The sequence below is a fragment of the Schleiferilactobacillus shenzhenensis LY-73 genome (genome assembly GCF_000469325.1).
Taxonomy (GTDB): Bacteria; Bacillota; Bacilli; order Lactobacillales; family Lactobacillaceae; genus Schleiferilactobacillus; species Schleiferilactobacillus shenzhenensis.
Map to the genome: position 1 here is coordinate 98,729 of NZ_KI271586.1, position 9,860 is coordinate 108,588.

10 protein-coding genes are annotated in these 9,860 nt (G+C 57.5%); 9 read left to right on the forward strand and 1 reads right to left on the reverse strand.

All coding sequences use genetic code 11. The annotated features are described in order from the left end of the window. Positions 1-129 precede the first annotated feature (129 nt). Positions 130-315: a DUF3042 family protein gene (locus L248_RS05870; RefSeq protein WP_040535143.1), complete on the reverse strand. Its 186-nt coding sequence runs from the start codon at positions 313-315 to the stop codon at positions 130-132. Between the two features lie 148 nt (positions 316-463). On the opposite strand from L248_RS05870, the gene L248_RS05875 reads away from it, so the two are divergent. The 9 genes from L248_RS05875 (at position 464) to L248_RS15115 (ending at position 9,780) form a co-directional block, all read left to right on the forward strand. Further along, positions 464-1,135, forward strand: coding sequence for a GNAT family N-acetyltransferase (locus tag L248_RS05875; RefSeq protein WP_022529215.1), 672 nt, complete (start codon positions 464-466; stop codon positions 1,133-1,135). Then, a complete protein-coding gene (gene miaA, locus L248_RS05880; protein WP_022529216.1) occupies positions 1,128-2,030 on the forward strand; it encodes a tRNA (adenosine(37)-N6)-dimethylallyltransferase MiaA in 903 nt (300 codons plus the stop codon). Before L248_RS05875 ends, miaA begins: the two co-directional genes overlap by 8 nt. 124 nt (positions 2,031-2,154) lie before the next feature. Further along, the gene (locus L248_RS05885; RefSeq protein WP_040535149.1) at positions 2,155-2,499 is read left to right on the forward strand and encodes a MerR family transcriptional regulator; all 345 of its coding nucleotides are present in this window, start codon (positions 2,155-2,157) and stop codon (positions 2,497-2,499) included. A 23-nt stretch (positions 2,500-2,522) separates the two neighbouring features. Further along, positions 2,523-3,863, forward strand: a complete 1,341-nt coding sequence (glnA, locus tag L248_RS05890) for a type I glutamate--ammonia ligase (protein ID WP_022529218.1) — start codon at positions 2,523-2,525, stop codon at positions 3,861-3,863. 237 nt (positions 3,864-4,100) lie between these two features. Beyond that, positions 4,101-5,150 carry a BMP family lipoprotein gene (locus L248_RS05895; protein ID WP_022529219.1) on the forward strand — a complete coding sequence of 350 codons (1,050 nt, stop codon included), beginning with the start codon at positions 4,101-4,103 and terminating at the stop codon, positions 5,148-5,150. A 128-nt stretch (positions 5,151-5,278) separates the two neighbouring features. After that, complete coding sequence (locus L248_RS05900; RefSeq protein ID WP_022529220.1) at positions 5,279-6,829, forward strand: ABC transporter ATP-binding protein; 1,551 nt, start codon at positions 5,279-5,281, stop codon at positions 6,827-6,829. Further along, complete coding sequence (locus L248_RS05905; protein WP_022529221.1) at positions 6,819-7,967, forward strand: ABC transporter permease; 1,149 nt, start codon at positions 6,819-6,821, stop codon at positions 7,965-7,967. The genes L248_RS05900 and L248_RS05905 overlap by 11 nt, the downstream gene beginning before the upstream one ends. Further along, entirely contained in the window at positions 7,964-8,923 is a 960-nt protein-coding gene (locus tag L248_RS05910) for an ABC transporter permease (RefSeq protein ID WP_022529222.1), read from the forward strand. Before L248_RS05905 ends, L248_RS05910 begins: the two co-directional genes overlap by 4 nt. 104 nt (positions 8,924-9,027) lie before the next feature. After that, a complete protein-coding gene (locus L248_RS15115) occupies positions 9,028-9,780 on the forward strand; it encodes a DUF975 family protein (protein WP_051999876.1) in 753 nt (250 codons plus the stop codon). The last annotated feature ends 80 nt before the right edge of the window (positions 9,781-9,860 follow it).

Sequence of the window (9,860 nt, forward strand, 5' to 3'; positions counted from 1 at the left end):
GCGCCAGAAAGTTGCCTCTTCTCACACACTCCGTGGTCACCCGGGCCAGCGCAAGACAGTAGACCCAACCGCAAAAAAGAGACCGGAAAAATGGATTTCCGGTCTCTTTGGTGTTCCAGGGGAAAAAGATTATCCCTGGTGCGCTTGGTGGGCCTTGCGGTTGGCGCGTTTGCGATTTTCTTCCACGCGGTCCAGCTCGGCGTCGCTCGGTTCAACGACCTGCTTCTTGAACGCATAAACACTGCCGGCCACGGCGCCAGCGGCGGTTAGAACGCCGAATAAGAACCCGCGCCCAAATTTAGACTTACTTGCCATAACGATCCCTCCAAATCTTGTTGTCTACTCCATTATTGCGTATTTGCCGGGGAAGTGCAAAAAATTAGCGCTTTCTTGCCTTATATCATATGAGAATTACTGGGCTAGTACGGTATAATCGGGACACGAATGACGAAAGGATTTTTCGATGACAATAACAGTGCGGTCTTACCAGCCGAGTGATGAAAAACAGTGGGTCTACACGAAGGCCCTGGCGTATCTTTTCTCGCCTTTCTTTGACGATCAGGAAACGACCAAGACCGCGTATGCCGCTGACGTGTACGCGGCCACGGTTGAATTAGTAGCGATCGATGATGTCAGCGGGCAGCTGGTGGGTTTGCTGGATATGGGGATCTTCACGCCGGCACTGTCCCAGGAGAATATTTACTATCCCGCGGACAAGCTGGCTTACTGGGAAAATTTTGCCGTCCATCCTGACTGGCAGCACCAAGGAATCGGCACTCAACTGTTCATGGCGGCGAAACAATCCTTGTCAGCGCAAGGTGTGCAGGCGTTGATGATCTTCACCCGGGACGATGCGGGGACGAATGCGTTGTATCGATCGTTCGGGGCGCGCCTGCTGGTCCAGAATTATTTAGTGATTGGCACGCCTAAGCCAGCGGCCCCGGCGTTTTCTTTTGCCGTGGACCATAAGCGGCAACGGTTGGCGCTGACCGACCAGCAGACCGGCGCGCCGGTTACCCATTACCTTCGCGAAGGGGTCTACATCGTGACTGCAGAAGACGCGTTGGCTGACTTTGATGCCGAGCGGGTCATCACCGAGTATTCTTACGTTCTGGAGCTGACCCCCCATGGATAAGGTCGTGATGATCGTCGGGCCCACCGCCGTGGGCAAATCGGCACTGGGCATCAAGCTGGCGCAAGAATTTGACGGCGAAATCATTTCGGGGGATTCCATGCAGATCTTTCGCCACCTCGACGTTGGCACGGCGAAGGTCCTCCCTGAAGAAATGCAGGGGATTCCCCACCACCTGATCAACGTGCGGGACATCAATGAGGAGTTTTCTGCCCACGATTTCCAAGTCGCCGCCGGCCGGCTCGTTCAGGAGATCACGGCGCGCGGCCGCGTCCCGATCATTGTCGGCGGGACTGGTTTTTACCTGCGCATGTTTCTGCTGGGCTGGCAATTGGGCACTGAACGTCAGCCGGACGACATCACGGATGGACTGACTGACCAAGCCGCTTGGACTAAGCTTCAGCAAGCCGATCCCGCAGCCGCGGCCAAGATTCCAGCCGCCAACCGCCGCCGGGTGGAACGGGCGCTGACCGTCATCGCCCGTACTGGCCGCCTCTTTTCTGACCAAGGCGACGATACGACCCCGCAGTACGACGCCTTCATCATTGGCCTGACCACGGACCGGGCGCGGCTCTATGCGCGGATCAATGCCCGGGTGGACCAGATGCTGACGCAGGGGCTGGAAGCCGAAGCCCGCTGGCTCTACGACCGGGGCGGGGAAGAAATGCCGGCGGGAAAGGGCATCGGGTACCGAGAATGGTGGCCGTACTTTGCCGGTCAGGCGGACCGGGCCGCAGTCATCGACCGGATCAAGACCGATTCTCGTCACTATGCGAAGCGGCAGCTCACTTACTTCCGCCATCAGCTGCCGGTGCACTGGTTCGACTTGCTGGCGGATCCTGATGCTGCGGCCGCCATCCGCCAAGCCGTGGCTGCTTTTCTTCAACCAGCCAAGTGAATTGGTCTGGACCATGTTAGAAATGTTCAAAAAAGTTGTCTTCCATGTTAGGAAAGCTGACATCTCCGGTTGACAGCTTTTTTTATGCCCGCGTATACTGTAACCATTCAAGGAGGTGACGGTGATGGGTGAAACAGAAGTCCGCCGGTCAACGCCGGTGCTTTCGATTGGTACAGCGTGTACCATCACCGGTCTGACGGCGCGGCAGATTCGCTATTACGAAGCCCAGGGCCTGTTGACCCCGCACCGTACCGCGGGTGGTCAGCGGCAATATTCCATGAACGATGTAGATGTGCTGTTGGCCATCAAAGATGATCTCAGCGCCGGTTACACGCTGACGCAGGTGAAGGAGCGGCGGGCCGCTGAACGGAACAATAATTTGTCCGATGAAAAGGCCCGGGTGCTTTTGCGTGACGAAATGCTGCGCACTGCCGGCTTCTTGAACGATACAGAGTATCCTCGCAACTAAATTTTAGAATGGAGTTGGGTTAGATGGCGCGTGCACAAATTACGGCCGATACGATCCGAGAAGCAGTCCAAGAACAAAATGTTCAATTCCTACGGTTGATGTTCACGGATATCAACGGCATCATCAAGAACGTCGAGGTCCCCGTCGACCAATTGGAGAAGGTCTTGGCCAACAAGATCATGTTCGACGGGTCGTCCATCGACGGTTTCGTCCGGATCGAAGAGAGCGACATGCTCCTTTACCCTGATCTGAATACCTGGCTCGTGTTCCCGTGGGGTTCCGAGCACGGTAAGGTCGCCCGCCTCATCTGCGATGTGCACAATCCTGACGGTACGCCGTTTGCCGGCGACCCCCGCAACAATCTGCGCCGGGTCTTGGCGGAGGCCAAGGAAGCCGGCTACACCACCTTCAATATTGGGCCGGAACCTGAATTCTTCCTGTTCAAGCTGGATGAAGAGGACCGGCCCACGCTGGAACTCAACGACAAGGGCGGGTACTTCGATTTTGCCCCAGTGGACTTGGGCGAGAATACCCGCCGCGATATCGTGCTGGAGTTAGAAAAGATGGGCTTCGAAGTCGAAGCCAGCCACCACGAAGTGGCCCCCGGCCAGCACGAGATCGACTTCAAGTATGCTGAAGCAATTGCTGCCGCCGACAACATTCAAACGTTCAAACTGGTCGTTAAGACGATTGCCCGCCAGCATGGCCTGCACGCGACCTTTATGCCCAAGCCTTTAGCCGGCATCAACGGTAGCGGCATGCACATCAACATGTCCCTGTTCAAGGGCGGCGACAACGCCTTCTACGATCCCTCAACCGAGGATCAGCTGTCTGCCGATGCCCGCCACTTCTTGGCCGGCCTGTTGACCCATGCCCGGGCCCTGACAGCCATTAACAACCCCACAGTCAACTCATACAAGCGCCTGGTGCCCGGTTACGAAGCCCCCGTTTACGTGGCTTGGTCCGGCCGCAACCGCAGCCCGCTCATCCGGGTACCCCAATCCCGCGGTTTGTCCACCCGGTTAGAAATGCGCAGTGTCGATCCCACGGCCAACCCGTACCTGGCCATTGGGGCCATTCTGGCCGCCGGCATGGATGGCTTGAACAACCAGCTGACACCGGCTGATCCGATCCACCGCAACATTTACCGGATGACACCGGAAGAACGCAAAGCCAACCATATCACCGACCTGCCGTCGACGCTGCACAATGCCTTGAAGGCGTTGGCCGCTGACGAGGTCGTCATCGACGCCCTGGGGCCGCACCTGTACCAGAGTTTCGTCGATTCAAAGCGTATGGAGTGGGACGGCTACCGCCAGTCCGTTTCCAAGTGGGAACGGGACCAGTACCTGGAACTGTACTAAAACCAGTCGCATGGACCATACTGATGACGTAATTCAATAATCGTTATAAATAACACCGTTGGAGAAATATTCGGAGACCCGAGCCAACGGTGTTCTTTATACACCGGGGATCATAGACAACGCTTGCAAACCGAACATTACACCATAATCTAATTTGAACGTTGTTGTTTGTCCCATTTCGGCATGGTATGATATGGCCATCAGGGCGACGTCAGCCCACGAGGAGGAAAACTTGTTTTGAAAATCAGTCACAAGTTTGGTTTAGCAGCGGCCATCGCAGTTATGGGATTATCATTGGTGGCATGCGGCAGCAAAGGCAGCAGCAGCAGTGCCAGCAATAAGACGGTGAAGTATTCCGCCGCACTCGTCACCGATGGCGGCGGGGTCGACGACAAGTCCTTCAACCAGAGCGGTTGGGAAGGTCTTGAAGCTTGGGGCAAGAAGAATGGTCTGAAGAAGGGTGTGGGCGGTTATAATTACGCCCAGTCCAACTCGGATGCCGACTTTACGCCGAACATCAACAAGCTGATCCAAGCCAAGTACAAGACCATCTTTGGGATTGGGTACAAGTTGGAGAGTGCCATTACCAACGCCGCCAAGGCCAATCCGAAGACCAACTTCGTCATCATCGACGACGTAATCAACCGGAAGAATGTGGCCTCAGTGACCTTCAAGGATAACGAAGGCGCGTTTTTGGCAGGTGTCGCCGCCGCCAAGACCACGAAGACCAAGAAGGTCGGCTTCATTGGCGGCCAGCACGGGGCGGTTATCGACCGCTTCGAAGCGGGCTTCCGCCAAGGGGTCGCGGCCGTCGACAAGAACATCAGCGTCGACGTCAAATACGCCAATGACTTCAGCAAGCCGGATGTCGGCCAAGCCTTAGCCAACGCGATGTACAACAACAACGAAGACGTCATTTACCAAGCCGCTGGCGGTACCGGCATGGGCGTGTTCTCCGCAGCCAAGAACCAGATCAAGAAGAAGAAGGTCTGGGTCATCGGTGTGGATCGTGACCAGACGGCCGAAGGCAAATACAGCGGCGGCAACCTGACCTTAACTTCTACGGTCAAGGGCGTGGACATTGCCGTTGAGAAACTGGCCGACGACGTGAAGAACAACGACTTCCCCGGCGGTAAGACGATCACGTACGGTCTGAAAGAAAAGGGCGTCAAGCTGGTCAAGGGCAACCTCGACGCTGCCGCTTGGAAAGCCGTTCAAGACTATCAGCAGCAGATCATTGACGGCAAGATCAAAGTGGCTGAGAAGCCCTCCCAGTTGAAAAAATAAGTTGATTCGCGAAGCAGTTCGTTAACCATTGAACGCAAGCGGTTTGGTATAATGAGGGGCGAAGCCGCACAGCGGTTTGCGCCCCTTATTCTGTTATTGCACTGTTTTGCAATAGGAAGGAAACGCCCATGTCTCAATCTGATATTGCCATCGAAGTGCGCGGCTTGACCAAGCGCTTCGGAGATTTTGTGGCCAACGACCACATCTCCATGCAGATCCGGAGCGGGGAAGTCCACGGCTTGCTGGGAGAAAATGGTGCCGGCAAGACGACGATGATGAACATGCTCTCCGGTATCCTCCAGCCCACGAGCGGGGAGATCCTGGTCCACGGCCAGCCGGTTCACCTGGCTTCCGCCAAGGACGCCACCCGTCTGGGTATTGGCATGGTCCACCAGCACTTCATGCTGGTGGAGAACTTTACCGTGTTGGAAAACATTATGCTGGGGGTCGAAGAAACCAAGGGCCTCGGTGTGCTCAACCGCCGCGCCGCCCGGGACAAAGTCATGGCCTTGTCCAAACAATATGGTTTAGCCGTTGACCCCGATGCCAAAGTCGGCGACATTTCCGTCGGCATGCAGCAGCGAGCCGAGATTTTGAAAGTCCTGTACCGTAATGCCGATATTCTGATCTTCGACGAGCCCACCGCGGTCCTCACCCCCCAGGAAATCAAGGAACTGCTAGCCATTTTTCAACGGCTGGCCCAAGAGGGCAAAGCGGTCATTTTGATTTCTCACAAACTCAATGAGCTCCAGGCGGTGGCGAAAGTGACCACGATCATCCGCCGGGGGAAAGTCATCGACACGGTGGATACCAAAGCGACATCCACCGAGAAACTCGCCGAGCTGATGGTCGGCCGCCACGTCACCTTCCAGCGGGACCGGGTGCCTATGCCGGCGGGACCGGAGATCTTGAAGATCAGTCATCTCCAGGTCGTGGATAACCAGAAAGTGACCCGGGTCCACGACTTCGACCTCACCATTCATGGCGGGGAGATCGTCGGCTTGGCCGGGATTGACGGCAACGGCCAAAGCGAGCTGGTCCGGGCCATTACCGGCTTGATGCCCACCGCGGGCGGTCAAGTGACCATTGCCGGTCAAGACCGCACCGGCGCTACGCCGCGGCAGATCACCCGCAGCGGTGTCGGTCATATTCCGGAGGACCGCCAGCGCTACGGCTTGATCCTGCCCATGAGCCTGGTGGACAACATGTCCCTGCAAGTCTATACCGTGGCACCTTATTCCCATCATGGGGTCTTGAATCAGAAGGCCATGGTGACGACGACCGAACAGCTCCTGGACCAGTATGATGTGCGCCACAGCAGCATTATGGAACCTGCCGGGGCACTGTCCGGCGGGAACCAGCAGAAATTGATCATCGCCCGGGAACTGAGCCGGGAACCGCAACTGCTGATTGCGGTTAACCCCACGCGGGGGCTGGACGTCGGCGCGATTGAATTCATTCATAGCCAACTGCTCGCCGCCCGTGCTGCCGGCCACGCCATCCTCCTCATTTCTTACGAACTCGACGAAATTCGCCAGCTGTCGGACCGGGTCGCTGTCATCCACCAGGGCACCATCGTGGGTCAAGCGAAGACCAGTGATCTCAGTGAAAGCGAGATTGGGCTCTTGATGGCCGGGGAGACTGTGCCGGGGAAGGAGGAAATGCTTCATGCGGATTAAAAATATCCACCTGGGCAACTTATGGATCTCGGTCACTTCCGTCATCCTTGGGTTGCTGGTGGGCGCCATCATTATGCTGCTGTCCGGGTTCAACCCGATCGAGAACTACATCAGTCTCTTCACCGGGGCCGTCGGCAGTCCCAATGCCATCGGGGAAGTCCTGCGTGAAGCCACGCCGCTGATTCTCACGGGTCTCGGCTTCGCCGTGGCCAACTCGGCCGGTTTCTTCAACATTGGTCTGGCCGGGCAAGCGCTGGCCGGCTGGCTGGCGTCCGTTTCTTTTGCGCTGGCCTTTCCCCATGCGCCGGGCTTTCTCCTCTTACCCGGCGCCATCTTGGCCGGGGCGATCGCCGGTGCCTTATGGTCCGGTATCGCCGGCTTCCTGCGGGCCTACTTCGGGGCCAGCGAAGTCATCACCACGATCATGCTGAACTATGTTGCCCTGTATGCGACGAACGCTATTGTTAAGGGCATGCTGGCCAAGGGCGACGGGGACTATTCCCCGACCATCCCAGTACAGGCCCGGCTGCGGACGCCATTCCTGGAGCACCTGACCCAGAACTCCACGTTCCACTGGGGCATCCTCATCTCCCTGGCCGCCGTCATCGTCGTCTGGTGGCTGATGAAGAAAACCACCCTGGGCTTCGAGATTCGCGCTGTCGGGATGAATGAAGATGCTTCTCGCTATGCCGGGATGTCCACCAAGCGGACCATCATCTCCGCCATGCTCATTTCCGGCTGCCTGGCTGGACTCGGCGGGGCGATGGAAGGGCTGGGCAACTTCCAGAACATCATCGTCAACACCGCCTTGCCCAGCATTGGTTTTGACGGGATGTCCGTCTCCCTGCTGGCCACCGGATCGCCGGTGGGGATCGTCCTAGCGGCCATCCTATTCGGCCTGCTGAAAATTGGCGGACTGAATATTTCCATTGCTTCTACGACGCCCCCCGAAATCGTGGATATCGTGATTGCCGCCGTCATCTTCTTCGTCGGGGCCAATTACATCATCCGCTACCTGGGCATTAAACTGCATCGGCCGAGCAAGCCCCAGCCGCCCGTGGCGGCGAATACGGCTCCGCAAGCGGCCGTGGACACCCGTGCCGAACAAGCGGCCGAAGAAGGGGAGGACAACCAATGAACCTGATCACGCTTTTACTCACGGTGGTTTCCACCACCTTGGTTTATTCTGCCCCGATGATTTTTACCGCTATCGGCGGCACATTTTCTGAACGCAGCGGCATCGTCAACGTTGGGTTGGAAGGCATCATGGTCATGGGCGCTTTCTCCAGCGTGGTCTTCAACCTGTTCACCGCCAAGCTCTTTGGCAGCGCCACGCCTTGGCTGGGCCTGCTCGTCGGCGGGCTCGTCGGTGTCTTGTTCTCGCTGATGCACGCCGTGGCGACCATTAACTGGCGCACGGACCACATTATTTCCGGGACCGTGCTGAACCTGATGGCCCCGGCGCTGGGCGTCTACCTGTCCAAGCTGATCTTCGACGGCAAGGGCCAGACCGACGTCATTCAGCGGCCCTTGGCTAACGTGACCATTCCCGGACTGTCGGACATCCCGGTCGTCGGCCAAATTTTCTTCCATAACACCTCACTGGTCGCCTACTTCGGGATTATCGTTGCCGTCTTCTCCTGGTGGGTGTTGAAATACACCCGCTTCGGTCTGCGCCTGCGCTCCGTCGGCGAACACCCGGAAGCGGCAGATTCTGTCGGTATTTCGGTTTATCGCTACCGGTACATGGGGGTCATGCTGTCCGGGCTCCTCGGCGGCATCGGCGGTGCCATCATGGCCGAGAGTATCACGCTCAACTTCTCCATCTCCACCATTGTCGGCCAAGGCTTCATGTCCCTGGCGGCGATGATCTTCGGCAAGTGGAATCCCATCGGCGCCATGGGGGCGGCCATCTTCTTCGGCTTCGCCCAGTCGCTGGCGATCATCGGCAAGTACATCCCCGTCATCGCCAACGTTCCCAACGTCTGGTTCACACTCGCCCCGTACCTGATCACGATCATTGTCCTCGTCGCCTTCATCGGCAAGTCCCAAGCGCCAGCGGCGGACGGCTCCACGTTTATCAAGTCCCGCTGACCGACGCATGGACAGTGGAGAAAGGCACCGGCACGTCCGCCGGTGTTTTTCTTTGCCTTCATTTAAGTAATCGCTTACAATGGCTGAGAAAGGAGTTGGCCTTCATGATTATTCCCCGCGCCGCCCTCAAAGCTCAGGTGAAAGCCCGGATGCGCGGGCACTACGGTGTCCTCTTCGGGATGACCGTGCTGCCCTTGATCCTGCTGGCCGTGGCCGTCATGCTGGGCCGTTACTTGGTTATTTACAGTACGACGGGCGCTCGTATCTGGTCCCTGCAATTTTTCGGTGTCACGCCGATGCAGCACAACAGTGCGCTCATGAGCCGTGATTTCCTCCTGGCAGTCCTCACCGATCTGATCAGCACCAGCATCGCCTTGGGCGTTCTCTTCTGGTGGCGTCACCCGGCGACGAACAGGTCGATCACGGCGATCGTATTGACCGGTTTCCACCGCCGGTACGTTGGCGGCTTTCTTTTCCTCTTCATCCTGCTGGGTGTTCTCCCCAATCTGCCGTTTTTCTGGCTGACGCTGCTGCCCTGGTGGTCACCCGCTCGGCTGGTGTGGCTGGTCGTCGTCACGTTCGTCCAAATCGTCTTTTTCCCTGCATTTTATATATACTACGACCTGGCCAACGCCAACGAACCCTCTGTCCTTCTCGCTCTTAAGCTCAGCTGGCAGCTGATGCAGGGCTTCAAGCTGCAGTATTTCATCCTCTGTCTCTCCCTTCTCGGCTGGCTGGTCCTCTGTCTGTTGTTCCTGCCGCTGTTCTGGTACCTTCCTTACGTTCAACTCATCATGGCCGCTTGGTATGAAGCCATGCGGGCAGCGAAGCCGGGGCTGATTCCAGCAGTTGGGTAAAGGGAGAGATGGTTCGCGAGACTCGGCGATTTGGGCCCTCCGGCTGGCTGGGCGGGCGAAGCGAAGCAAGTGCGGAGCCG

What these genes read in the sequence shown, in the direction of transcription:
- L248_RS15115 (WP_051999876.1), top strand. Translation starts at nt 9,028, where the DNA reads ATGATTATTCCCCGCGCCGCCCTCAAAGCTCAGGTGAAAGCCCGGATG.
- L248_RS05885 (WP_040535149.1), top strand. Translation starts at nt 2,155, where the DNA reads ATGGGTGAAACAGAAGTCCGCCGGTCAACGCCGGTGCTTTCGATTGGT.
- miaA (WP_022529216.1), top strand. Translation starts at nt 1,128, where the DNA reads ATGGATAAGGTCGTGATGATCGTCGGGCCCACCGCCGTGGGCAAATCG.
- glnA (WP_022529218.1), top strand. Translation starts at nt 2,523, where the DNA reads ATGGCGCGTGCACAAATTACGGCCGATACGATCCGAGAAGCAGTCCAA.
- L248_RS05875 (WP_022529215.1), top strand. Translation starts at nt 464, where the DNA reads ATGACAATAACAGTGCGGTCTTACCAGCCGAGTGATGAAAAACAGTGG.
- L248_RS05905 (WP_022529221.1), top strand. Translation starts at nt 6,819, where the DNA reads ATGCGGATTAAAAATATCCACCTGGGCAACTTATGGATCTCGGTCACT.
- L248_RS05870 (WP_040535143.1), bottom strand. Translation starts at nt 315, where the DNA reads ATGGCAAGTAAGTCTAAATTTGGGCGCGGGTTCTTATTCGGCGTTCTA.
- L248_RS05910 (WP_022529222.1), top strand. Translation starts at nt 7,964, where the DNA reads ATGAACCTGATCACGCTTTTACTCACGGTGGTTTCCACCACCTTGGTT.
- L248_RS05900 (WP_022529220.1), top strand. Translation starts at nt 5,279, where the DNA reads ATGTCTCAATCTGATATTGCCATCGAAGTGCGCGGCTTGACCAAGCGC.